Below are 23,119 nucleotides of genomic sequence, written 5' to 3'. Positions count from 1 at the left end.
AACAGGGGGCTGCCATGAAGGATCACGTTGGCGCGGACATTCTCAGGCTGGGGCCCGAGCTTCGCGTCGATCCCGATCCGTCGAGGGCGCGTTCGAGGGACCCCGCCGACCGTGAGCAAGGCCCCGATCCTCGCGGCGAGACGCGCGGGACCGGCGCGAGAACTCCGATGGGCGCCACGATCGATGCGCGTGCCGGCGAACCCGTTCCACCGCTCCGTCCGCCGCCAGCATCGGGCGGCGGCGGCGGCGGGCGGGGCTTTCACGAGCGTGTCGGTCCCGAGGACTTCAACGCCCGTCTCCGGAAGGGCCGCAGGGCGGTCTGGAGCAACATGGGCTTCGTTCTGGTGCTGACCTGCGCGACCAACGTCCTGATCCTCGCCATCCCGATCTACCTCTTCCAGATCTCGGACCGCGTCCTGACGAGCCGCTCGACCGACACGCTGATCATGCTTACGGCGGTCATCGCGGGCGCCGTGATCTTCCACGCGGTCTTCGACGCCATCCGGCGCTTCATCCTTATGCGCACCGCCGTCGAGGTCGCCGTGCAGCTCGGTGCGCCCATCCTCAGCGCCGCCGCCCATGCCTCGCTCCACGGCACCGGCCGCGAATACCAGACGCTGGGCGATCTTCAGCAGGTGCGCTCGTTCCTCGTGTCGGGCACGCTCATGTCCATCCTCGACGTGCCCTTCGCGCCGCTGTTCGTGTTCGTGATCTTCCTGATCCATCCGCACCTCGGGACCATCGTCGTCGTCACGGCGCTAGTGCTCCTGCTGATCGCGCTTATCAACCAGAAGGTCACGCAGCGCCCCTTCGCCCAGGCCAACCTCGCGCAGGCCAAGGCGAACCAGCATCTCGATTCGATGTCGCGCAACAGCCAGATCATCAACGCGCTCGCGATGATCCCCGAGGCGGTGTCGATGTGGGGGCGGGACACCGCCGCCTCGCTGATCGCGCAGGTGCGCGCGCAGGACCGCAACATCGTCAGCGCCTCGATCTCGCGCGGGGTCCGCCTGCTGACGCAGGTGGCGATGCTGGGGTGGGGCGCCTACCTCGCCATAGACGGCCAGATCACGGGCGGCATGGTCATCGCCGCCTCGATCATAGCGGGTCGCGCGCTGGCCCCGATCGAGGGCGCGATCGAGGGGTGGAACGCGCTTCTGCTGTCGCGCGCCGCCTATGGCCGGATCGCGGGCCTGCTGAGCGGTTCGCGGCTCCGGTTCGAGCGGCTGCGCCTGCCGCGTCCCGAGGGACGGCTCGACGTTGAGCGGCTGCTATACGTTCCGGGCGGCACGAAGCAGGTGGTCCTGAACGGGATAAACTTCTCGCTCGATCCCGGCGACACGCTTGCGGTGATCGGGAATTCCGGGGCCGGCAAGACGACGCTGGGCAAGATGCTGGTGGGGTCGGTCCTGCCGACCTCGGGCAACGTGCGCCTCGATCTCATGGACCTGCGCAACTGGGACCCCAGGCAGCTGGGCGAGAACCTCGGTTACCTGCCGCAGGACGTGCAGCTCTTTCCCGGCAGCATCAAGGACAACATCGCCCGGATGCGCGCCGACGCGACCGACGAGCAGGTGCACCGCGCCGCCGTCCTCGCGGACGTCCACGAGATGATCGCCCAGCTGCCCCACGGCTACGAGACATTCGTCGCCGCCGACGGCGCCCCGTTATCGGGCGGGCAGAAGCAGCGCATCGCGCTGGCCCGCGCCTTCTTCGGGCATCCCCGCCTCGTGGTGCTGGACGAGCCCAATTCGAACCTCGACACCGCGGGCGACCGCGCGCTGGCGCGGGCCATCGAACACGCCCGCGAAAGCGGCATCACCGTGGTCGTCATCACCCAGAAGCCGGCGCTTCTGAGCGTGGTCGACAAGATCATGGTGCTGGCGCAGGGCTCGGTCGCGCTTTTCGGTACCCGCGACACGGTTCTTGAACGGCTGAACGCGCGTCCACAGGCAGGTGGGGGGCAGGTGGCGGGGTCCGGGCCCGGCGTCGTGCCGCCCCGTCCCGAAGGCTGCGCGCAGAAGGGAGGGCAGGACGATGAATGACGCCATCGCGACACGGCAGCCGCCCGCGCATGGGGCGGAATGGTATCGGGACGTTCCCCGCTCGATCTCGCGGCTGGTGCTGGCCGCGGCGCTTCTGCTTTCGGTCAGTTTCGGCGGCTTTTCGGTCTGGGCCTTCGGCGCGCCGCTTGCCGCGGCGGTCATCGCTCAGGGCAGCTTCGTCGCAACCGGACGCAACAGGATCGTGCAGCACCTCGAGGGCGGCATCATCGACGCGATCCTCGTCAGCGAAGGCGACTACGTCACCGAGGGGCAGGTGCTGGTGCGGCTGGACGACACCGCCGCCGAGGCCAACAACCGCGAGCTCATGCTGCGCCGCATCCGCCTCGAGGCGACCGAGGCGCGGCTTCTCGCCGAACATGCGCGCGACGGGCAGCTGGTGTTCCCCGAGCATCTCGACGCGCTGCGCGACGATCCCGACGTCGCCGCGATCCTCGACGGCCAGCGCGTCGCCTTCTCGGTCACGCGCTCGGGGCTGATGAACGACCTAGCGATCGTCCAGCGCAACATGGAGGCGCTGCAGTTCCGCGAGGCGGGCTATTCCTCCCAGCGCCAGGCGCTCCGCGATCAGATCGACATCCTGCGCGAGGAACTCGTGTCGCAGGAGGAGTTGCTGGAACGCGGCCTGATCCGCCGCTCGGAGGTGCTGGCCCTGCGCCGCGCGCTCCTGGAGGGCGAGGGACAGGTCGCGCGGCTGGACGCCGAACTGGGCGAGATCGCCGAGCTTCAGTCCCGCGCCATCAGCCAGCGCGAGAGGACGCTCGACGAATACGGGCGCAATTCGCTCGACCAGCTTCAGGTGGTGCAGAGCGAACTGGAAAGCGTCCGCGAACAGGCGCGGCGCTCGGAGAACGTCCTGTTGCGCACCGAGGTCACGGCGCCCGACAGCGGGACGATCGTGCGCCTCTACTACCACACGACCGGCGGCGTGATCGAAACCGGCCGCGCCATCGCCGAGATCGTGCCCTCGGACGCGCCGCTCATCATCGAGGCGCTGGTCGCGCGTGCGGACATCGACAGCATCGAGGTGGGGCAGCCCGCGGTCGTGCGGCTGACGGGCCTGAACCAGCGCACGACACCGGTATTGAACGGGCGGGTGGACTACGTCTCGGCCGACGCCGTCGCCGACAGCCCGGACGGGTCGAACCGCGAGGTCTACGTCGTGCGCGTCGCGCTCAGCCCCGAGGAACTGGCCCGCGTCCGGGGCTTCGCGCCCACCCCCGGAATGCCCGCCGAGGTCATGGTTCAGACGGCCGAGCGCACGTTCGCGCAATACATCGCCAAGCCGATCGTCGATTCCATGTCGCGCGCCTTCCGCGAGCAGTGAGGGCAGGGCGCGCGCCGCGTCCCGCTTCAACGTTCGAGGTGCAGGAGCGCGGCCAGGACGGCCGGGATCTCGCGCAGCGCGCCCTTCAGCTGCGCAAGACGGCGTGCGCTGCGCCAAGGCGGCGCGCCGGTCTCGACCTCGAGGCCCGAACGCCGCGCCAGAAGCCGGGCGCGGGGCAGGTGCCATGCGTCGGAGACGATCAGCACCGAGGCGATCCCCAGTCCGTCGAGGATCGGCAGCGCGAGCCGGATGTTCCCGGCCGTGCTGGTCGAGGCCACCTCGCAGAGGATGACGCCGGGCGGGACGCCCTCGGCGATCAGGATGCGGCGCATCACCTCCGCCTCGGCGGGCGGATGGCGGCCGACGCCCCCGCAGGCCACGATCGCCTCCGCGCGCCCCGCGCGCCACAGCGCCGCCGCGTGGCGCGTGCGCCGCGACAGCGCCGCCGAGGGCGCGCCGCCCGGCAGCACCGCCGCGCCGAGGACAAGGATCGCTCGCCGGGTGTCCGGGGTCCGTGTCATGCGCGACCGGCTCCTGTTGCGTTGCGCACCGGGGCGGCGCTCACGTCCACCAGCCCGCTTGCGCCCTATCGTGCCCATGCGTATATGCCCCCGAGATGCAGTCCGGGGACATCACCATGACCAATCCGTTCCAGTTTCTCCAGCAGACGCGCGCCGAGATCGCGAAAGTGGTCTGGCCGACGCGCCGCGAGGTTCTGGTGACGACCGCGATGGTGTTCCTGATGGCCGTCGTCTTCGCCATCTTCTTCTTCGGCGTGGACTGGGTGATCCGGCAGGCGCTGGAGCTGATTCTGACCTTCTTCGGCTGAGGGCCCGCCCCGTCCCGCGTTGGTCTTGATTTCCGCCGGAGCGGGGGGTAATCCCGGCGGCACTTCCCGAAAATGGCGTGCATCGAATCGCGTTGCACGCTGTTTCTTTTTCGGGGAGCCGCCGCGCGGAAGCCGGCGGGCATCGATCGGAAAGTGACATCGCGCCGCCATGGTGCGATCTGCGAAGGAACGCGTGCGAGATGGCAAAACGGTGGTATTCGGTCAGCGTGCTGTCCAATTTCGAGAAGCGGGTGGCTGAACAGATCCGCACCGCCGTGGCCGAGAAGGGCCTCGAGGAGGTGATCGAGGAAGTTCTCGTTCCCGAGGAAGAGGTGATCGAGATCCGCCGCGGCAAGAAGGTGACCGTTCCGCGCCGGTTCATGCCGGGCTACGTCCTCGTGCGGATGGACATGACCGACCAGGGCTACCACGCGATCAACTCCATCCCGCGCGTCACCGGCTTCCTTGGCCCGCAGGGCCGCCCGATGCCAATGCGCGACGATGAGGTGAACGCGATCCTGAACCGTGTCGAGGAAGGCGAGGCCGCGCCGCGGTCCACGATCACCTTCGAGATCGGCGAGAAGGTCAAGGTGAACGAAGGGCCGTTCGAGGATTTCGACGGCATGGTCGAGGAAGTCGACGACGACAACCAGCGCCTGAAGGTGTCGGTGTCGATCTTCGGCCGCGCCACGCCGGTCGAACTGGAATTCACCCAGGTCTCCAAGCAGGGCTGAGAGGCCGGGCGCGCGTCGGGCCGCACCCCCGGGACGGGTTTGAAGGGACGCGGCCGCCACGGCGGGCGCGTCCTTTGCGTTTCAGCGCTTCCGCATCTGGCAGGTGTTGATCCCGAGCGCCGCGTAGAGCGGGCAGATGCCCACGAGCCCGGTCACCAGCGGCACGAGGCCGATCCAGCCCCACGGCGTCTGCGGGCCGACGAACACGATGGCCAGAAGGGCGAGCCCCACGATGATGCGGAGCGCGCGGTCCACGTTGCCTTCGTTGCGGGTCATTGAAGCCTCTCCTCATGTCTGAACATGCGCCAAGGATACCGCATGGCCCCCGTCCGCGTCGGTGACACTGTCACCGTCCGTCCGCGGCAATCCGTTCCAGCCCCCCGGCGTCCGCGATGTCGATGCGGCCGCGCCCGACGCGCACGAGGCCCCGCGCCGCGAAGTCGGCCAGCCTGCGGGAGACGAAGGCGCGGCCCGACGCCGTCTCGACGGCGAGCTGCTCGTGCGTGGCCGTCACGCTGCCCCCCTCTCCGCGCAGCCTCAGCAGAACCCGCGCGAGCCGCGCGTCGAACCCGGTCAGCGCGACGTCCTCCACGAGTTGTTCGAAGTCGCCGAAGCGCCTCGCGACCGAGGCGAAGACATCGGCCCGGAAGGCCTTGTCCGAGCTCATGCGGTCGTGGAACAGCGGGGCGGGCAGGATGACGCCCGAAACCTCGCTTTCGGCGACGCCCTCGGCGCGATAGGTCGTGCCATTGATCAGGCACGAGAAGGTCTGGAGGCACACGTCGCCCGGCCTGACGCGGTAGAGCACCACCTCCCGCCCGTTCGGCGCGGTCAGCGAGACGCGGATCGTGCCCCGCCCCAGGGACACGAAGCCCTGGCAGGGATCGCCCGGCGAGAAGACGCGGGCGCCCTTCGGCAGGGAGAACTGGCGCGGACGAACGCTCATGCCGGGACGCTGGCACAGGTTCCCCCGGCTGCCAAGATCGGCCGCGGGCGGCGATGACGCTTGCATTGCGGGCCTGCCCTGTCTATGTCGCGCCGGTCGCCCGAGAGGGCGGCACCTTCATGTGGGAGGCGAGGCGGTCGCGACCGCCGGACCGGACCACGGCAACGAAGGTCATGGGGCGCGCCCCGTGGCCGTTGGACCAAAGGAGAGGCCAGATGGCCAAGAAACTCGTTGGCAAGATGAAGCTGCAGATCCCTGCAGGCAAGGCCAACCCCTCGCCGCCGGTGGGCCCCGCCCTCGGCCAGCGCGGCATCAACATCATGGAATTCTGCAAGGCGTTCAACGCCAAGACGCAGGAGATGGAGCCCGGTGCGCCGTGCCCCACGGTGATCAGCTACTACCAGGACAAGTCCTTCACGATGGAGATCAAGACGCCGCCCGCGTCCTACTATCTCAAGAAGGCTGCCGGTCTGAAGCCCGTGGGCAAGCGCAACCGTCCGAAGGGCGCCGTGACCCCCGGCCGCGAAACGATCGCGACCGTCACCCCCGCGCAGCTGCGCGAGATCGCCGAACTGAAGATGCGCGATCTCAGCGCGAACGACGTCGAATCGGCGATGAAGATCATCCTTGGCTCGGCCAAGTCGATGGGCATCGAGGTTAAGGGATAAGTCATGGGCAAGATCGGAAAGCGACTGAAGGCCGCGCAGGCCGCCTTCGAAGGCAAGCATGACCTCACGGTCGAGGACGCGGTGGAGCTGATCAAGGCGAACGCCTCGAGCAAGTTCGACGAGTCCGTGGAGATCGCGATGAACCTCGGCGTCGACCCGCGCCACGCAGACCAGATGGTTCGCGGCACGGTCAACCTGCCGAACGGCACGGGCAAGACCGTCCGCGTCGCCGTCTTCGCGCGCGGCCCCAAGGCTGACGAGGCGAAGGAAGCCGGCGCAGACATCGTGGGCGCGGAGGACCTGATGGAGACCGTCCAGGGCGGCACCATCGAGTTCGACCGCTGCATCGCGACGCCTGACATGATGCCGATCGTCGGCCGTCTGGGCAAGGTTCTGGGCCCCCGCAACCTGATGCCGAACCCGAAGATCGGGACCGTGACGATGGACGTCGCCGAAGCCGTGAAGTCGGCCAAGGGCGGACAGGTCCAGTTCCGGGTCGAGAAGGCCGGCATCATCCACGCCGGCATCGGCAAGGCCTCGTTCAGCGCCGACAAGCTCGCGGAGAACATCCGCGCCTTTGTCGAGGCGGTGAGCCGTGCCAAGCCGGCGGGCGCCAAGGGCACCTACCTCAAGAAGGTGTCGCTCAGCTCGACCATGGGGCCGGGCGTCTCGGTCTCGCTGGACAGCGCGACGGGTAACTGACGGCACCATTCCGGCACAACGATCGCGGCGCACCCCCGGCGGGGTGCGCCGCTTCGCGTTCTGGCCGCGGCGCTGCGGGTTTCCCTTGACAGGGGCCTTTCCGGGGCTTGGCAAATCGGCTGGCGCGAGGTAGGCACCAGACTTGCGAGAGAGCGCGCGATTCGTCACGCGCTCTTTTGCGTTTCGTCCGAGACGGTGGGTCGGGGGATCGTCCCTCGCTAATTCCTGCCCGAGACGGGATCAGACCAGACGGCCGAGGCTCCGTACGAGCGCTTCGGGCGGGTTTGGTTCCCGTTATTTGGCTTCGGGTTCCGCCCGGGTCAACGGACCAAAACCGCCGGAGCGATCCGGTACCATCGAGCCGGGGTTGCCTGAGCGATCAGGGCCCCAAACTGGAGTGAAACTGTGGATAGAGCCCAGAAAGAGAAAGTGGTCGAGGAACTCGGCCAGATCTTCGAAAGCTCTGGCGTCGTCGTGGTCGCGCACTACGAGGGTCTCACGGTTGCCGAGATGCAGGACCTGCGCGCGCGCATGCGTGAAGCTGGCGGGTCGGTCCGCGTCGCCAAGAACAAGCTCGCCAAGATCGCCCTCGAGGGAACCGATGTCGCTGGCATCGCGGATTACCTCACGGGCATGACCGTTCTGTCCTACTCGGAAGACCCCGTGGCAGCAGCCAAGGTCGCCGAGGACTACGCCAAGGCCAACGACAAGTTCGTGATCCTTGGCGGAGCCATGGACGGAAACGTTCTGGACCGTGCCGGTGTCACGGCCGTGTCCAAGTTGCCGTCGCGCGAGGAGCTCATCGCTTCCATCGTCGGCTGCATCGGGGCACCGGCATCGAACATCGCCGGGGCCATTGGCGCGCCTGCTTCGAACATCGCCTCCATCCTTTCCACAATCGAGGAAAAGGCGGAGGCCGCTTAAGGCATCCCGAAGACCCGCATCTTGCGGCGTTGGAACACAATCCTACATACGGAACCTGAACAAATGGCTGATCTGAAGAAACTCGCAGAAGAGATCGTCGGTCTCACCCTCCTGGAAGCCCAGGAACTGAAGACCATCCTCAAGGATGAATACGGCATCGAGCCCGCCGCAGGTGGCGCGGTGATGATGGCCGGCCCCGCAGGCGGCGACGCCGGTGCGGCAGCCGAGGAAGAGAAGACGGAATTCGACGTCGTCCTCAAGAACGCCGGTGCACAGAAGATCAACGTGATCAAGGAAGTGCGCGCGATCACCGGTCTCGGCCTCAAGGAAGCCAAGGACCTGGTCGAAGCCGGTGGCAAGATCAAGGAAGGTGTCGACAAGGCCGAAGCCGAAGACATCAAGGGCAAGCTGGAAGCAGCTGGCGCCGAGGTCGAGCTGGCCTGAGCGACATACGGGGAACCGTCCTCCCGCGGGGGACGGCCGGATCTCGGCAGAGGTCCGCCCCAAGACGAGACATTGGCTGGGCCCGGAGAAATCCGGGTCCAGCCTCCCGCGTCTTGGAAAGGGCCTCGCTGCGCGAGGCATTTTCCAAGACGGTGGCACCAGGATCGGGCTTTGCCGGTGGGACGGCGAACGGATTGATCCGCCACGTCTGAAATCTTGCGAGCTCTCCGCCGAGGCCCCGGCGGCGAGAGGGCCGCGCGAGAGATGAAAGGTGCGCAGTCGCATGGCTCAGACCTACGAAGGCCAGAAACGTATCCGCAAATTCTACGGCAAGATCCGCGAAGTTCTGGAGATGCCGAACCTGATCGAGGTGCAGAAGTCCTCCTACGACCTGTTCCTCAACTCGGGCGACCAGACCACGCCCACCGACGGCGAAGGCATCATGGGCGTCTTCCAGTCCGTCTTCCCGATCAAGGATTTCAACGAGACCGCGGTGCTGGAGTTCGTGAAGTACGAACTCGAGACGCCCAAGTTCGACGTCGAGGAGTGCCAGCAGCGCGACCTCACCTATGCCGCGCCCCTCAAGGTGACGCTGCGGCTGATCGTGTTCGACGTGGACGAGGATACCGGCGCGAAGTCGGTCAAGGACATCAAGGAACAGGATGTCTTCATGGGCGACATGCCCCTGATGACGCCGAACGGCACCTTCATCGTCAACGGCACCGAGCGCGTCATCGTCAGCCAGATGCACCGCAGCCCGGGCGTGTTCTTCGACCATGACAAGGGCAAGACGCACTCGTCGGGCAAGCTGCTGTTCGCCTGCCGGATCATTCCCTACCGCGGCTCGTGGCTCGACTTCGAATTCGACGCCAAGGACATGGTGTTCGCGCGGATCGACCGCCGCCGGAAGCTGCCGGTGACGACGCTGCTCTACGCGCTGGGTCTCGACCAGGAAGGCATCATGGATGCCTACTACGATACGGTCAGCTTCAAGCTGGACAAGAAGAAGGGCTGGGTAACCAAGTTCTTCCCCGAGCGCGTGCGCGGCACCCGCCCGGTCGCCGACATCGTCGACGCCAAGACCGGCGAAGTGATCGCCGAGGCCGGCAAGAAGGTCACGCCGCGCGCCGTCAAGAAGATCATCGACGACGGCCAGGTCACCGAGATCCTCGTCCCCTTCGACCAGATCGTGGGCCGCTACGTCGCCAAGGACATCATCGACGAGGAAACCGGCGCGATCTACGTGGAAGCCGGCGACGAGCTGACGTGGGAGACCGACAAGGACGGAGAAGTCTCGGGCGGAACCCTGAAGGAGCTTCTGGACGCGGGCATCACCGAGATCCCGGTCCTCGACATCGACAACGTCAATGTCGGCCCGTACATGCGCAACACCATGGCGATGGACAAGAACCTCAACCGGGACTCCGCGTTGATGGACATCTACCGCGTCATGCGCCCCGGCGAGCCGCCGACCGTGGAGGCCGCATCGACGCTGTTCAACCAGCTGTTCTTCGACAGCGAGCGCTACGACCTTTCCGCCGTTGGCCGCGTGAAGATGAACATGCGCCTCGACCTCGACGCCGAGGACACGCAGCGCACGCTCCGCAACGAGGACATCATCTCGTGCATCAAGGCGCTGGTGGAGCTTCGTGACGGCAAGGGCGAGATCGACGACATCGACCACCTCGGCAACCGCCGGGTGCGTTCGGTCGGCGAGCTGATGGAGAACCAGTACCGCGTCGGCCTTCTGCGGATGGAGCGCGCCATCAAGGAGCGCATGTCCTCGGTCGAGATCGACACGGTCATGCCGCAGGACCTGATCAACGCGAAACCCGCGGCCGCCGCTGTGCGGGAATTCTTCGGCTCCTCGCAACTGTCGCAGTTCATGGACCAGACCAACCCGCTGTCGGAAGTGACGCACAAGCGCCGTCTCTCGGCCCTTGGGCCGGGCGGTCTGACGCGCGAGCGTGCGGGTTTCGAGGTGCGCGACGTACACCCGACGCACTACGGCCGGATGTGCCCGATCGAGACGCCGGAAGGTCCGAACATCGGCCTGATCAACTCGCTCGCCACCTTCGCGCGGGTGAACAAGTACGGCTTCATCGAGACGCCCTACCGGAAGGTCGAGAACGCGCAGGTGACCGACGAGGTCGTCTACATGTCGGCCACCGAGGAGATGCGCCACACCGTGGCGCAGGCGAACGCCAACCTCTCGGACGGCGGCCAGTTCATCAACGAGATGGTGAACACCCGCCAGTCGGGCGAATACACGCTCGCGCCCCGCGAGGCCGTGGACCTGATCGACGTGTCGCCGAAGCAGCTGGTTTCGGTCGCCGCCTCGCTGATCCCCTTCCTCGAGAACGACGACGCGAACCGCGCCCTCATGGGCTCGAACATGCAGCGTCAGGCCGTGCCGCTTCTGCAGGCGGACGCGCCCTTCGTGGGCACCGGAATCGAGAGCAAGGTCGCCATCGACTCGGGCGCCGCGATCCAGGCCCGCCGGGCCGGCGTCATCGACCAGGTCGATGCGCAGCGTATCGTGGTCCGGGCCACATCGGACCTCGAGCTGGGCGATGCCGGCGTGGACATCTACCGCCTGCGCAAGTTCCAGCGCTCGAACCAGAACACCTGCATCAACCAGCGTCCGCTGGTGAAGGTGGGCGATACGGTCGGCAAGGGCGAAGTCATCGCCGACGGGCCCTCGACCGACATGGGCGAGCTCGCGCTCGGCAAGAACGTGGTCGTCGCGTTCATGCCGTGGAACGGCTACAACTACGAGGACTCGATCCTGATCTCCGAGCGCATCGTGCGTGACGACGTGTTCACCTCGATCCACATCGAGGAGTTCGAGGTCGCGGCGCGCGACACCAAGCTCGGGCCCGAGGAAATCACCCGCGACATCCCGAACGTCGGCGAGGAGGCCCTGCGCAACCTCGACGAGGCGGGCATCGTCTACATCGGCGCCGAAGTGGGGCCGGGCGACATCCTCGTGGGCAAGATCACGCCCAAGGGCGAATCTCCGATGACGCCGGAGGAGAAACTTCTTCGCGCGATCTTCGGCGAGAAGGCCTCGGACGTGCGCGATACCTCGCTCCGGCTGCCGCCGGGCGACTTCGGCACGATCGTGGAGGTTCGCGTCTTCAACCGGCACGGCGTCGAGAAGGACGAACGCGCCCTGCAGATCGAGCGTGAGGAAGTCGAGCGTCTGGCCCGCGACCGGGACGACGAGCTGGTCATCCTCGAGCGGAACATCTACGCGCGCCTCAAGTCCATGATCCTCGGCAAGACCGCGGTGAAGGGTCCCAAGGGCGTCAAGGCCGGGTCCGAGATCACCGAGGAGCTTCTCGAGACCCTCAGCCGCGGCCAGTGGTGGCAGCTCGCGCTCGGCGACGAGCAGGACGCCGCCCAGGTCGAGGCGCTCCACGAGCAGTTCGAGGCGCAGAAGCGCGCGCTCGATCACCGCTTCGAGGACAAGGTCGAGAAGGTCCGCCGCGGCGACGACCTGCCTCCGGGCGTGATGAAGATGGTCAAGGTCTTCATCGCGGTGAAGCGCAAGCTTCAGCCGGGCGACAAGATGGCCGGCCGTCACGGCAACAAGGGCGTCATCTCGAAGGTGGTCCCGATGGAGGACATGCCCTTCCTCGCGGACGGCACCCCTGTGGACTTCGTGCTCAACCCGCTCGGCGTGCCGTCGCGGATGAACGTCGGCCAGATCCTCGAGACGCACATGGGCTGGGCCGCGCGCGGCCTCGGCATCAAGATCGACGAGGCGCTGGACGAGTATCGCCGCTCGGGTGACATGACCCCGGTGCGCGACGCCCTGAAGATCGCCTATGGCGACGGCACCTACGATGACGCGTTCGGCGGCATGACCGAAGAGCAGGTCCTCGAGGCGGCATCGAACGTCACCAACGGCGTGCCGATCGCGACGCCGGTCTTCGACGGGGCGAAGGAAGCCGACGTGAACGATGCGCTTGTTCGCGCGGGCTTCAGCCAGAGCGGTCAGTCCGATCTCTTCGATGGCCGCACGGGCGAGAAGTTCGCGCGGCAGGTCACGGTGGGCGTCAAGTATCTGCTCAAGCTGCACCACCTCGTGGACGACAAGATCCACGCGCGTTCGACCGGGCCCTACAGCCTCGTCACCCAGCAGCCGCTGGGCGGCAAGGCGCAGTTCGGTGGCCAGCGTTTCGGCGAGATGGAGGTCTGGGCGCTGGAAGCCTACGGCGCGGCCTACACCCTGCAGGAGATGCTGACGGTGAAGTCCGACGACGTGGCGGGCCGCACCAAGGTCTACGAGTCGATCGTCAAGGGCGAGGACAACTTCGAGGCCGGCGTGCCGGAATCGTTCAACGTTCTCGTGAAGGAGGTCCGCGGTCTGGGCCTCAACATGGAACTCCTGGATGCGGAGGACGAGGAGTGAGCCAGCGGGCGGCGTGACGCGCCGCCCATTCGGCCCCTTGGGGGCGGCCCCGCGCCGTCCCCCGTCCCACGCACACTTCGAGGTATTCAGATGAACCAGGAACTCACCAACAACCCGTTCAACCCGCTGACCCCGCCCAAGGCGTTCGACGAGATCAAGGTCTCGCTCGCGTCGCCCGAGCGGATCCTCAGCTGGTCCTACGGCGAGATCAAGAAGCCCGAGACGATCAACTACCGCACGTTCAAGCCCGAGCGTGACGGTCTGTTCTGCGCGCGTATCTTCGGACCCACGAAGGACTACGAGTGCCTTTGCGGCAAATACAAGCGCATGAAGTATCGCGGCGTCGTCTGCGAGAAATGCGGCGTGGAAGTCACGCTGCAGAAGGTCCGCCGCGAGCGCATGGGCCACATCGAGCTCGCCTCGCCCGTCGCCCACATCTGGTTCCTCAAGTCGCTGCCCAGCCGCATCGGCCTGATGCTGGACATGACGCTGCGCGACCTCGAGCGGATCCTCTATTTCGAGAACTACGTGGTGATCGAGCCGGGTCTGACCGACCTGACCTACGGCCAGCTGATGAGCGAGGAGGAATTCCTCGACGCGCAGGACGCCTATGGCGCCGACGCGTTCAGCGCCAACATCGGCGCCGAGGCGATCCGCGAGATGCTGGCCGCGATCGACCTGGAATCCGAGGCGACGCAACTGCGCGAGGACCTCAAGGAGGCCACGGGCGAGCTGAAGCCGAAGAAGATCATCAAGCGCCTGAAGATCGTCGAGAGCTTCCTTGAATCGGGCAACCGTCCCGAGTGGATGGTGATGACCGTCATTCCGGTCATTCCGCCGGAACTGCGTCCGCTGGTGCCGCTGGACGGCGGCCGTTTCGCGACGTCGGACCTCAACGACCTCTATCGCCGGGTCATCAACCGGAACAACCGCCTCAAGCGCCTGATCGAACTGCGCGCGCCGGACATCATCATCCGCAACGAGAAGCGGATGCTGCAGGAATCCGTCGACGCGCTGTTCGACAACGGCCGCCGTGGCCGCGTCATCACGGGCGCCAACAAGCGCCCGCTGAAGTCGCTTTCGGACATGCTGAAGGGCAAGCAGGGCCGGTTCCGCCAGAACCTGCTCGGCAAGCGCGTGGACTTCTCGGGCCGCTCGGTCATCGTGACCGGACCGGAACTCAAGCTGCACCAGTGCGGCCTGCCCAAGAAGATGGCGCTCGAGCTGTTCAAGCCGTTCATCTACTCGCGGCTCGAGGCCAAGGGCCTTTCCTCCACGGTCAAGCAGGCGAAGAAGCTGGTCGAGAAGGAGCGTCCCGAGGTCTGGGACATCCTCGACGAGGTCATCCGCGAGCATCCCGTCCTTCTGAACCGGGCGCCCACGCTGCACCGGCTCGGCATCCAGGCCTTCGAGCCCGTGCTGATCGAGGGCAAGGCGATCCAGCTTCACCCGCTGGTCTGCTCGGCGTTCAACGCCGACTTCGACGGCGACCAGATGGCCGTTCACGTCCCCCTCTCGCTGGAGGCGCAGCTCGAGGCGCGCGTCCTGATGATGTCGACGAACAACGTCCTGTCGCCCGCCAACGGCGCGCCCATCATCGTGCCATCGCAGGACATGATCCTCGGCCTCTACTACGTCACGCTCGAGCGAGAGGGCATGAAGGGCGAGGGCATGATCTTCTCGGACGTGGACGAGGTGCGCCACGCCCTCGACGCGGGCGAGGTGCACCTGCACACCAAGATCCAGGCGCGGATCTCGCAGATCGACGAAGAGGGCAACGAGGTCCTCAAGCGGTTCGAGACGACGCCGGGCCGCGCGCTTCTGGGCGCGCTGCTGCCGCTCAACGCCAAGGCTCCGTTCGAGCTGGTCAACCGCCTCCTGCGCAAGAAGGAGGTTCAGCAGGTCATCGACACCGTCTACCGCTACTGCGGCCAGAAGGAGTCGGTCATCTTCTGCGACCAGATCATGACCATGGGCTTCCGCGAGGCCTTCAAGGCCGGCATCTCCTTCGGCAAGGACGACATGGTGATCCCCGAGACGAAGTGGACGCTGGTCGACGAGACCCGCGAGCAGGTCAAGGAATTCGAACAGCAGTACATGGACGGCCTGATCACCCAGGGCGAGAAGTACAACAAGGTCATCGATGCCTGGTCGAAAGCCAACGACAAGGTCACCGACGCCATGATGACGACGATCTCGTCCAAGAAGTACGACGAGAACGGCGCCGAGCACGAGCCGAACTCGGTCTACATGATGGCCCACTCCGGTGCCCGTGGCTCGGTCACGCAGATGAAGCAGCTGGGCGGGATGCGCGGCCTCATGGCCAAGCCCTCGGGCGAGATCATCGAGACGCCGATCATCTCGAACTTCAAGGAAGGCCTGACGGTTCTGGAGTACTTCAACTCCACCCACGGCGCGCGGAAGGGTCTGTCGGACACCGCGCTCAAGACGGCGAACTCGGGCTACCTGACCCGCCGTCTCGTGGACGTGGCGCAGGACTGCATCGTGCGCATGGACGATTGCGGAACCGAGAACACGATCTCCGCTTCGGCGGCCGTCAACGACGGTGAGGTCGTGGCCTCGCTGGCCGAGCGCATCCTCGGCCGGACCTGTGGCGAGGACGTGATGGTTCCGGGCACCGACGAGGTGATCGTCGCACGTGGCGAGCTGATCGACGAACGCAAGGCCGACGCAATCGAAAGCGCCGGCGTGCAGACGATCGCCATCCGCTCGCCGCTGACCTGCGAAGCAGAGGAGGGCGTCTGCGCCACCTGCTACGGGCGCGACCTCGCGCGTGGCACCAAGGTGAACGAGGGCGAAGCCGTCGGCATCATCGCGGCGCAGTCCATCGGCGAGCCCGGCACGCAGCTGACGATGCGGACCTTCCACATCGGCGGCGTCGCGCAGGGCGGCCAGCAGTCCTTCCAGGAAGCCAACGTCGAGGGCACGGTCACCTTCGCGAACCCCAACCTTCTGAAGAACGCCAACGGCGAGCAGATCGTCATGGGCCGCAACATGCAGGTGGTCATCACCGATGCGCAGGGTGACGAACGCGCGAGCTTCAAGCTCGGCTACGGCACCAAGGTCATGGTGGAGGAAGGGCAGAAGGTCTCGCGCGGCGACCGCCTGTTCGAATGGGACCCCTACACGCTTCCGATCATCGCCGAGAAGGCGGGCACCGCGAAGTTCGTCGACCTGATCTCGGGCGTGTCGATCCGCGAGGATACCGACGACGCGACCGGCATGACGCAGAAGATCGTGTCCGACTGGCGCACCGCGCCCAAGGGCAACGAACTGAAGCCGGAGATCATCATCGTCGGCGAGGACGGGGAACCGGTCCGCAACGACCAGGGCAACCCGGTCACCTACACGATGTCGGTTGACGCCATCCTCTCGGTCGAGGACGGCCAGGCGATCCTGGCCGGCGACGTCGTGGCGCGGATCCCGCGCGAGGGCGCCAAGACCAAGGACATCACCGGCGGTCTTCCGCGGGTGGCGGAACTGTTCGAGGCGCGTCGTCCCAAGGACCACGCCATCATCGCGGAAATCGACGGCTACGTGAAATTCGGGCGCGACTTCAAGAACAAGCGCCGGATCTCGATCGTGCCCGCCGACGACAACCTCGAGCCTGTCGAATACATGGTGCCGAAGGGCAAGCACATCCCGGTCGCCGAGGGCGATTTCGTCCAGAAGGGCGACTACATCATGGACGGCAACCCGGCTCCGCACGACATCCTGCGGATCATGGGGATCGAGGCGCTCGCAGGCTACCTGATCGACGAGGTGCAGGACGTCTACCGGCTTCAGGGCGTGAAGATCAACGACAAGCACATCGAGGTGATCGTCCGCCAGATGCTGCAGAAGTGGGAGATCCTCGACAGCGGGGAGACGACGCTTCTGAAGGGCGAGCACGTCGACAAGGCGGAGTTCGACGCGGCCAACGAGAAGGCGATCGCGAAGGGCGGGCGTCCGGCCGAGGGCGAGCCGATCCTGCTCGGGATCACCAAGGCGTCGCTGCAGACCCGGTCGTTCATCTCGGCGGCGTCGTTCCAGGAGACGACGCGGGTCCTGACCGAGGCTTCGGTCCAGGGCAAGCGCGACAAGCTCGTGGGCCTGAAGGAGAACGTGATCGTCGGGCGCCTGATCCCCGCCGGCACGGGCGGGGCCACGCAGCGCGTGCGCCGCATCGCGACCGAGCGGGACAACAAGGTGATCGAGGCCGCGCGCGCCGAGGCCGAGGCGGCCGCGGCGCTGGCCGCCCCGGAAGCGGTCTTCGGCGAGGATGCCGGGGACCAGGTCACCGAGGAGACCGCGACCGAGGAGACGCCGGGCGAATGAGCCTGCTGCCACGGACGCCATGACATCAGCGCCCCGCCCTCACCGGCGGGGCGTTTTACGTTCGAGCGCGCCCGCGCTAGTCTCCGGCCCGACCACCCCGCACCGAGGAGGCCCGCGCATGAGCACCGAACCCACCGCAATGATCGTCAGCGTGACGGGCCGGGTGCAGGGCGTGTCCTTCCGCGCCTGGACGAAAGGCGAGGCGGATGCGCGCGGCCTCGCAGGCTGGGTGCGCAACGAGGCCGACGGCAGCGTCTCCGCCCTGATCGAAGGGCCGCCCGACGCGGTCGGCACGATGATGAAGGCGCTGGAGCGGGGGCCCGCGCTGGCGCGCGTGGACCGTGTCACCGCCATGCCGGGCGCGCCCACCGATGCGCAGGATTTCGAGATCCTCGACGACGCGCCATAGCCATGTTCCCCGCCGTGCGAACGCATTAGGCTGGGGCCGGACATCGGTGCGGACGCGGGCATGCAAAGACGAGCCGACAACCAGATCGTGGGGCTGTGCAGGTTCTCCTATCCGGCGACGGGGGGCTTTCGGCTGTCCGGGGCCGGGCTGGAGGCCGTTATCGCCACCCTCTACGAGCCCGGGCGGATGCGGCGCCGGTTCGCGTATTTCGAGAATGTCTGCCTGCCCTCGCTGGCCGCCCAGACCGATCCCGACTTCACGCTCGTGGTGCTTGCGGGCGACATGATGCCCTTGCGCTGGCGCAGGCGCCTGAAGGCCCTGCGCGCGACATACCCCTTCATGCGGATCTGCGCGCTCCAGCCACTCGGCCCCCTGCAGGCGGCGCGAAGGGGCTTCCGCTTCGGCGCCCGCGAGGAGGTGCCTTTCGTCACGGGGTTCCGCATCGACGACGACGACGCGGTGGCCGTCGACTACGTCGAACGGCTGCGCGAGACGTCCGACCGCATGCTTCAGGTCGGCTGGGCGGACGCCGAGACGCCGGTGGCCATCGGCTTTCAGACCGGGCTGTTCTGGGATCTGGACGAGGACGGACTGCCGGTCTATCGCCACAGCGAGACGCACCCGCTCGGACAGGCCAGCGCGATGATCACGCCCTACGATTTCCGGCACAACATCTTCCGCTGGAACCACGCGCACCTGCTTGCGCATGTCCGCCTCTGGGCCGACCCCTCGCCCGAGATGTTCGTCCGCACGCTGCATGGCGGCAACGACAGCGGCCGCACCCGCCCCGCCCGCGCCGAGCGCCTCGACGACCACGAGGCCGCGACGCTTCTGCGCGACCGCTTCGGGCTCGCCCCGCAGCGCATCCGGCCGCTTCTGGCGCGGCTGGCACAAGGGGCCCCATCGAAATGAGTCCCGGTCCCAACCTCCGGGGCGCGCTTCTGATGACGGCGAGCATGGGCGCCTTCACCCTCAACGACGTGTTCGTGAAGCTGCTCGCGCAGGACGTGCCGCTGTTTCAGATCGTGTTCCTGCGCGGCGTGCTGACGACCTTCCTTCTGACCCTTCTGGCCGCGTCTCTGGGGCAGCTTCGGTTCAGCATTCCGCGCGCCGACCGGGCGAAAGTGGCGTGGCGCACCATCTTCGAGATCGGGGCGATGGTCGCCTTCCTCACGGCGCTGGTGAACATGCCGATCGCGAACGCGACGGCGATCCTGTCGGCGCTTCCGCTTGCGGTGACGGTGGCCGCCGCGGTCTTCCTCGGCGAGCCGCTGGGCTGGCGGCGGCTGAGCGCGGTCCTGGCGGGGTTCGCCGGCGTCATGCTGATCGTCCAGCCGGGAACCGAGGGGTTCAACGCCTACGCCCTCTTCGCGCTTCTGGCGGTGCTCATCATCACGGGCCGCGACCTCGTCACCCGGCGCTTCAGCAGCGGCCTGCCCTCGATGACGGTCGCCGTCGTCACCGCCGCGTCCGTCGGTCTTTTCGGCGGCGTCCTCAGCCTGTTCGAGCCATGGGCGCCGGTCGGCCTGCGCGAAGCCGGGCTTATCGCGCTGGCGTCGGTCTTCATCATCGGCGGTTACCTCTTCTCGATCATGGTGATGCGGGTTGGCGAGATCGCCTTCACGGCCCCGTTCCGCTACACTTCGCTGGTCTTCGCGCTGGTGTTCGGGTTCGTCTTCTTCGCCGAATGGCCCAACGCGCTGGCGCTTTCGGGGGCGGCGATCGTGGTGGCGATGGGCGTCTACACGATCCTGCGCGAGCGCGTCGTCGCCGCGCGGGCAAGGCGGGCGGCGGCGGCGGCCGTCCGGCAGGGCGCGGAGGGGGTGTGAAGCGCCATGCGACGGCTGTCTCGCCGCGAGGCGCGGGGACGGCGCCGGGCGCTGTTGACACCCGTTTCGACTCCCCCTATACGGCGCGCACCCGGCCGAGGTGCCGCCTGCGCGGCGCCCCAGCCCCAGATACAGAATTGTAGTGGTCATGATCCGGGCCGTTGACGTGCCCCGATCCTCTGAAACTTCCACCGCAGCGTCCTCCAGGTAGGGAAGGGATGCATGCGGTTTTGGTGTTTTCGCGCGTCCCGACCGACGCGCGCGGCGCCGCCGAAACGAGAGAGCCAGACGGGGAGACCCAATGCCGACGATCCAGCAGCTGATCCGCAAACCGCGGCAGCCCAAAGTAAAACGCTCCAAGTCCCAGCACCTGGAGAGCTGCCCGCAGAAGCGCGGCGTCTGCACGCGCGTCTACACGACGACGCCGAAGAAGCCGAACTCGGCCATGCGGAAGGTCGCCAAGGTGCGCCTGACCAACGGCTTCGAGGTGATCAGCTACATTCCCGGCGAGAGCCACAACCTTCAGGAGCACTCGGTGGTCCTGATCCGTGGCGGCCGGGTGAAGGACCTTCCCGGCGTGCGCTACCACATCCTGCGCGGCGTGCTCGACACGCAGGGCGTCAAGGACCGTCGCCAGCGCCGTTCGAAATACGGCGCGAAGCGCCCCAAGTAAGAGGATACGCACATGTCCCGTCGTCATCGCGCCGAGAAACGCGAAATTCTCCCCGACGCCAAGTTCGGCGATCGCGTCCTGACCAAGTTCATGAACAACCTGATGATCGACGGCAAGAAGTCGGTCGCAGAGGCGATCGTCTACAACGCCTTCGATCGCGTCGAGGGCCGCCTGAAGCGCGCGCCCGTCGAGGTGTTCCACGAGGCGCTCGACAACATCAAGCCCGCCGTCGAGGTCCGCTCTCGCCGCGTCGGTGGCGCCACCTACCAGGTGCCCGTCGAAGTCCGTCCCGAGCGCCGCGAGGCGCTGGCGATCCGCTGGCTGATCAACGCCGCCCGCGCCCGCAACGAGAACACGATGGAAGAGCGTCTTGCCGGGGAACTGGTCGACGCCGCCAGCTCGCGCGGCTCTGCCGTGAAGAAGCGGGAAGACACCCACAAGATGGCGGACGCCAACAAGGCGTTCAGCCACTACCGCTGGTAAGTTCAATTTCAGCCTGAGGACATCCCCATGGCACGCGACTATCCGCTCACGCGCTACCGCAACTTCGGGATCATGGCCCATATTGACGCGGGCAAGACCACGACGACGGAGCGCATCCTGTTCTACACCGGCCGGTCCCACAAGATCGGCGAAGTCCATGACGGCGCAGCCACCATGGACTGGATGGAGCAGGAGCAGGAGCGCGGCATCACCATCACGTCGGCCGCCACCACCACCTTCTGGCAGTGGCAGGAAGACCCGACCGCCGAGGGCACGTCGGACACGAAGGTGCGCTTCAACATCATCGACACCCCCGGACACGTCGACTTCACGATCGAAGTCGAGCGTTCGCTGGCGGTTCTCGACGGCGCGGTCGCGCTGCTGGACGCCAACGCCGGCGTCGAGCCGCAGACCGAGACGGTGTGGCGTCAGGCCGACCGCTACAAGGTTCCGCGCCTCGTCTTCGTCAACAAGATGGACAAGATCGGCGCCGACTTCTTCAACTGCGTGCAGATGGTCAAGGACCGCACGGGCGCGACGCCGGTTCCGGTGAACTTCCCGATCGGCTCCGAGGACAAGCTCGAGGGCATCGTCGACCTCGTCACGATGGAAGAGTGGGTCTGGCAGGGCGAAGACCTTGGCGCGTCCTGGATCCGCCAGCCGATCCGCGACGAGCTGCAGGCGCAGGCCGACGAGTGGCGCGCGAAGCTGATCGAGCACGCCGTCGAAATGGACGACGATGCGATGATGGCCTACCTCGAAGGCGAGGAGCCCGACACCGCGACGCTCAAGAAGCTGATCCGCAAAGGCTGCCTGTCGCTCAGCTTCGTTCCCGTGCTTGGTGGCTCGGCCTTCAAGAACAAGGGTGTCCAGCCGCTCCTGAACGCCGTGGTCGATTACCTGCCCAGCCCGCTGGACGTGGTCGACTACATGGGCTTCAAGCCGGGCGACGAGACGGAAACCCGCAACATCGCGCGCCGCGCCGATGACGCCATGCCGTTCGCCGGCCTCGCGTTCAAGATCATGAACGACCCCTTCGTGGGCACGCTCACCTTCACGCGCGTCTACTCGGGCGTGCTGAAGAAGGGCGACTCGATCCTGAACTCGACCAAGGGCAAGAGCGAGCGCATCGGCCGCATGATGATGATGCACTCCAACAACCGCGAGGAAATCGAAGAGGCCTTCGCGGGCGACATCATCGCGCTTGCCGGCCTGAAGGAAACGACGACGGGCGACACGCTCTGCGACAAGGCGGATCCGGTCGTTCTGGAGACGATGACCTTCCCCGACCCGGTGATCGAGATCGCCGTCGAGCCCAAGACGAAGGCCGACCAGGAGAAGATGTCCCAGGGCCTTCAGCGGCTTGCCGCCGAGGACCCGTCCTTCCGCGTCGAGACGGACATCGAGTCCGGTCAGACGATCATGAAGGGCATGGGCGAACTTCACCTCGACATCCTCGTCGACCGCCTCAAGCGGGAGTTCAAGGTCGAGGCCAACATCGGCGCGCCGCAGGTGGCCTACCGCGAGACGATCCGCCAGAAGATCGAGCACACCTACACCCACAAGAAGCAGTCGGGTGGTTCGGGCCAGTTCGCCGAGGTCAAGCTCGAGATCTCGCCGACCGAGCCGGGCGAAGGCTACTCGTTCGAGTCCCGCATCGTCGGCGGCGCGGTTCCGAAGGAATACGTTCCGGGCGTCGAGAAGGGCATCAAGTCGGTCATGGACAGCGGTCCGATCGCGGGCTTCCCCGTGATCGACTTCAAGGTCGCGCTTCTGGACGGCAAGTTCCACGACGTGGACTCGTCGGTCCTCGCCTTCGAGATCGCCAGCCGCATGTGCATGCGTGAAGGCCTCAAGAAGGCCGGCGCGCAGCTGCTCGAGCCGATGATGAAGGTCGAGGTGGTCACGCCGGAGGAATACACCGGCAGCATCATCGGCGACCTCACCTCCCGCCGTGGGCAGGTGACCGGCCAGGAGCCGCGCGGAAACGCGATCGCAATCGGCGCCTTCGTGCCGCTGGCGAACATGTTCGGCTACATCAACACCCTGCGCTCCATGTCCTCGGGCCGCGCGCAGTTCACGATGCAGTTCGACCATTACGAGCCGGTTCCGCAGAACATCTCGGAAGAGATCCAGTCGAAATACGCATGACCCGGGTGGCGGGGTGATCCCCGCCCTACCCATCCACCGTAGGGCGGGAGCTTCTCCCGCCGCCCGCACGACAAGGAGGCCATCATGGCAAAGGCAAAGTTTGAACGTAACAAGCCGCACGTGAACATCGGCACGATCGGCCACGTCGACCACGGCAAGACGACGCTGACGGCAGCGAT

20 protein-coding genes are annotated in these 23,119 nt (G+C 66.7%); 17 read left to right on the top strand and 3 right to left on the bottom strand.

The genetic code is table 11. From position 1 onward, the window contains the following. Window positions 1–14 precede the first annotated feature (14 nt). Window positions 15–2,045: a type I secretion system permease/ATPase gene (locus P6F26_RS17850; RefSeq protein ID WP_278030063.1), complete on the top strand. Its 2,031-nt coding sequence runs from the start codon at window positions 15–17 to the stop codon at window positions 2,043–2,045. Further along, complete coding sequence (locus tag P6F26_RS17845; RefSeq protein WP_278030062.1) at window positions 2,038–3,390, top strand: HlyD family type I secretion periplasmic adaptor subunit; 1,353 nt, start codon at window positions 2,038–2,040, stop codon at window positions 3,388–3,390. Before P6F26_RS17850 ends, P6F26_RS17845 begins: the two co-directional genes overlap by 8 nt. A 26-nt stretch (window positions 3,391–3,416) precedes the next feature. Here P6F26_RS17845 and P6F26_RS17840 read toward each other — a convergent pair whose 3' ends face one another. Next, window positions 3,417–3,911 (bottom strand): YdcF family protein, encoded by a 495-nt coding sequence (locus tag P6F26_RS17840; RefSeq protein WP_278030061.1) that lies wholly within the window; start codon window positions 3,909–3,911, stop codon window positions 3,417–3,419. A 116-nt stretch (window positions 3,912–4,027) separates the two neighbouring features. Between P6F26_RS17840 and secE the strand changes: the two genes are divergently transcribed. Together secE and nusG are read left to right on the top strand one after the other, a co-directional pair. Beyond that, complete coding sequence (secE, locus tag P6F26_RS17835) at window positions 4,028–4,219, top strand: preprotein translocase subunit SecE (RefSeq protein ID WP_278030060.1); 192 nt, start codon at window positions 4,028–4,030, stop codon at window positions 4,217–4,219. A 200-nt stretch (window positions 4,220–4,419) separates the two neighbouring features. Further along, window positions 4,420–4,953 (top strand): transcription termination/antitermination protein NusG, encoded by a 534-nt coding sequence (nusG, locus tag P6F26_RS17830; protein ID WP_278030059.1) that lies wholly within the window; start codon window positions 4,420–4,422, stop codon window positions 4,951–4,953. An 81-nt stretch (window positions 4,954–5,034) separates the two neighbouring features. Here the strand turns inward: nusG and P6F26_RS17825 are convergent, their stop codons facing one another. Together P6F26_RS17825 and P6F26_RS17820 are read right to left on the bottom strand one after the other, a co-directional pair. Beyond that, window positions 5,035–5,229 (bottom strand): YgaP family membrane protein, encoded by a 195-nt coding sequence (locus P6F26_RS17825; RefSeq protein WP_278030058.1) that lies wholly within the window; start codon window positions 5,227–5,229, stop codon window positions 5,035–5,037. A gap of 70 nt (window positions 5,230–5,299) precedes the next feature. Further along, a complete protein-coding gene (locus tag P6F26_RS17820; RefSeq protein WP_278030057.1) occupies window positions 5,300–5,899 on the bottom strand; it encodes a Crp/Fnr family transcriptional regulator in 600 nt (199 codons plus the stop codon). Window positions 5,900–6,114: 215 nt separating this feature from the next. On the opposite strand from P6F26_RS17820, the gene rplK reads away from it, so the two are divergent. The 13 genes from rplK to P6F26_RS17755 form a co-directional block, all read left to right on the top strand. Next, a complete protein-coding gene (gene rplK, locus P6F26_RS17815) occupies window positions 6,115–6,567 on the top strand; it encodes a 50S ribosomal protein L11 (protein ID WP_278030056.1) in 453 nt (150 codons plus the stop codon). Window positions 6,568–6,570: 3 nt separating this feature from the next. Then, window positions 6,571–7,269, top strand: a complete 699-nt coding sequence (gene rplA, locus P6F26_RS17810; protein ID WP_278030055.1) for a 50S ribosomal protein L1 — start codon at window positions 6,571–6,573, stop codon at window positions 7,267–7,269. Between the two features lie 405 nt (window positions 7,270–7,674). Then, window positions 7,675–8,193, top strand: a complete 519-nt coding sequence (gene rplJ / locus P6F26_RS17805; protein WP_278030054.1) for a 50S ribosomal protein L10 — start codon at window positions 7,675–7,677, stop codon at window positions 8,191–8,193. 63 nt (window positions 8,194–8,256) lie between these two features. Then, the gene (gene rplL / locus P6F26_RS17800; RefSeq protein ID WP_278030053.1) at window positions 8,257–8,637 is read left to right on the top strand and encodes a 50S ribosomal protein L7/L12; all 381 of its coding nucleotides are present in this window, start codon (window positions 8,257–8,259) and stop codon (window positions 8,635–8,637) included. A 283-nt stretch (window positions 8,638–8,920) separates the two neighbouring features. Next, window positions 8,921–13,057: a DNA-directed RNA polymerase subunit beta gene (gene rpoB / locus P6F26_RS17795; protein WP_278030052.1), complete on the top strand. Its 4,137-nt coding sequence runs from the start codon at window positions 8,921–8,923 to the stop codon at window positions 13,055–13,057. A 90-nt stretch (window positions 13,058–13,147) separates the two neighbouring features. Further along, window positions 13,148–17,395, top strand: a complete 4,248-nt coding sequence (gene rpoC, locus P6F26_RS17790) for a DNA-directed RNA polymerase subunit beta' (protein WP_278030051.1) — start codon at window positions 13,148–13,150, stop codon at window positions 17,393–17,395. Between the two features lie 118 nt (window positions 17,396–17,513). Next, on the top strand, window positions 17,514–17,804 hold the full coding sequence (locus P6F26_RS17785; protein ID WP_278030050.1) for an acylphosphatase: 291 nt from the start codon (window positions 17,514–17,516) through the stop codon (window positions 17,802–17,804). Window positions 17,805–17,864: 60 nt separating this feature from the next. Continuing rightward, complete coding sequence (locus P6F26_RS17780) at window positions 17,865–18,716, top strand: glycosyltransferase (protein WP_278030049.1); 852 nt, start codon at window positions 17,865–17,867, stop codon at window positions 18,714–18,716. Next, window positions 18,713–19,633: a DMT family transporter gene (locus tag P6F26_RS17775; protein WP_278030048.1), complete on the top strand. Its 921-nt coding sequence runs from the start codon at window positions 18,713–18,715 to the stop codon at window positions 19,631–19,633. Before P6F26_RS17780 ends, P6F26_RS17775 begins: the two co-directional genes overlap by 4 nt. Window positions 19,634–19,934: 301 nt before the next feature. Next, window positions 19,935–20,306, top strand: coding sequence for a 30S ribosomal protein S12 (gene rpsL, locus P6F26_RS17770; RefSeq protein ID WP_085835153.1), 372 nt, complete (start codon window positions 19,935–19,937; stop codon window positions 20,304–20,306). A gap of 12 nt (window positions 20,307–20,318) precedes the next feature. Next, entirely contained in the window at window positions 20,319–20,789 is a 471-nt protein-coding gene (rpsG, locus tag P6F26_RS17765) for a 30S ribosomal protein S7 (protein WP_278030047.1), read from the top strand. Between the two features lie 27 nt (window positions 20,790–20,816). Further along, complete coding sequence (gene fusA, locus P6F26_RS17760) at window positions 20,817–22,940, top strand: elongation factor G (RefSeq protein ID WP_278030046.1); 2,124 nt, start codon at window positions 20,817–20,819, stop codon at window positions 22,938–22,940. 84 nt (window positions 22,941–23,024) lie between these two features. After that, on the top strand, window positions 23,025–23,119 hold a 95-nt coding region (locus tag P6F26_RS17755), incomplete at its 3' end, for a GTP-binding protein (protein WP_018590913.1).

This window comes from Roseicyclus salinarum, assembly GCF_029624655.1.
GTDB lineage: Bacteria > Pseudomonadota > Alphaproteobacteria > Rhodobacterales > Rhodobacteraceae > Roseibacterium > Roseibacterium salinarum.
Note: the sequence above shows the minus strand (reverse complement) of the source record. Positions and strands in the feature narration are given on the sequence as shown.

Coding starts and splice junctions, on each gene's coding strand:
- P6F26_RS17850 (WP_278030063.1), top strand. CDS start 15: ATGAAGGATCACGTTGGCGCGGACATTCTCAGGCTGGGGCCCGAGCTT.
- P6F26_RS17845 (WP_278030062.1), top strand. CDS start 2,038: ATGAATGACGCCATCGCGACACGGCAGCCGCCCGCGCATGGGGCGGAA.
- P6F26_RS17840 (WP_278030061.1), bottom strand. CDS start 3,911: ATGACACGGACCCCGGACACCCGGCGAGCGATCCTTGTCCTCGGCGCG.
- secE (WP_278030060.1), top strand. CDS start 4,028: ATGACCAATCCGTTCCAGTTTCTCCAGCAGACGCGCGCCGAGATCGCG.
- nusG (WP_278030059.1), top strand. CDS start 4,420: ATGGCAAAACGGTGGTATTCGGTCAGCGTGCTGTCCAATTTCGAGAAG.
- P6F26_RS17825 (WP_278030058.1), bottom strand. CDS start 5,229: ATGACCCGCAACGAAGGCAACGTGGACCGCGCGCTCCGCATCATCGTG.
- P6F26_RS17820 (WP_278030057.1), bottom strand. CDS start 5,899: ATGAGCGTTCGTCCGCGCCAGTTCTCCCTGCCGAAGGGCGCCCGCGTC.
- rplK (WP_278030056.1), top strand. CDS start 6,115: ATGGCCAAGAAACTCGTTGGCAAGATGAAGCTGCAGATCCCTGCAGGC.
- rplA (WP_278030055.1), top strand. CDS start 6,571: ATGGGCAAGATCGGAAAGCGACTGAAGGCCGCGCAGGCCGCCTTCGAA.
- rplL (WP_278030053.1), top strand. CDS start 8,257: ATGGCTGATCTGAAGAAACTCGCAGAAGAGATCGTCGGTCTCACCCTC.
- rpoB (WP_278030052.1), top strand. CDS start 8,921: ATGGCTCAGACCTACGAAGGCCAGAAACGTATCCGCAAATTCTACGGC.
- rpoC (WP_278030051.1), top strand. CDS start 13,148: ATGAACCAGGAACTCACCAACAACCCGTTCAACCCGCTGACCCCGCCC.
- P6F26_RS17785 (WP_278030050.1), top strand. CDS start 17,514: ATGAGCACCGAACCCACCGCAATGATCGTCAGCGTGACGGGCCGGGTG.
- P6F26_RS17780 (WP_278030049.1), top strand. CDS start 17,865: ATGCAAAGACGAGCCGACAACCAGATCGTGGGGCTGTGCAGGTTCTCC.
- P6F26_RS17775 (WP_278030048.1), top strand. CDS start 18,713: ATGAGTCCCGGTCCCAACCTCCGGGGCGCGCTTCTGATGACGGCGAGC.
- rpsL (WP_085835153.1), top strand. CDS start 19,935: ATGCCGACGATCCAGCAGCTGATCCGCAAACCGCGGCAGCCCAAAGTA.
- rpsG (WP_278030047.1), top strand. CDS start 20,319: ATGTCCCGTCGTCATCGCGCCGAGAAACGCGAAATTCTCCCCGACGCC.
- fusA (WP_278030046.1), top strand. CDS start 20,817: ATGGCACGCGACTATCCGCTCACGCGCTACCGCAACTTCGGGATCATG.